This is a genomic window from Christiangramia aestuarii (genome assembly GCF_009735585.1).
Taxonomy (GTDB): Bacteria; Bacteroidota; Bacteroidia; order Flavobacteriales; family Flavobacteriaceae; genus Christiangramia; species Christiangramia aestuarii.
Map to the genome: position 1 here is coordinate 1 of NZ_VJVW01000111.1, position 421 is coordinate 421.

At 65.8% G+C, this 421-nt stretch carries 1 protein-coding gene; it reads right to left on the reverse strand.

Translation table 11 applies throughout. The features are described 5' to 3' along the window. Positions 1-308 (reverse strand): hypothetical protein (locus tag FLP08_RS17140; protein WP_202912808.1); only part of this gene is annotated, 308 nt, incomplete at its 3' end. Positions 309-421: the final 113 nt, after the last annotated feature.

A 421-nucleotide genomic window follows, 5' to 3' on the forward strand; every position in this document is an offset into this window, starting at 1 on the left:
ACCTCGCAGATCTTCGCCAGGCGCTTGCCGTAGGCACCGTTGATCAACACCAGGACCTTGCCGTCGCGCGGCACCAGGGTGCCGATCGCCGCTTCCACGGCGAAGGTGCCGCTGCCCTGCAACGGTACGCAGGTGTGGCTGCCTTCGCCGCCTACGATCTTCAGCAGGCGCTGGCAGACGCTGGCGGTGAGTTCGTTGAAATCGCTGTCCCAGGAGCCCCAGTCGACCATCATCGCCCGACGGGTACGGTAGGAGGTAGTCAGCGGACCGGGGGTCAGCAGGATAGGTGCGCGTTCGGCAGTGCTCATGCTCATTTCCTCTGCGGGAATCGGCCAAAGAAACCGGATCGGGCTTCGCGGTCCGGGCGGTCGTTCCGCGCCGGCGTTCCAGGGAAGCCTGGAGACATAAGGTGAGCGCCGCG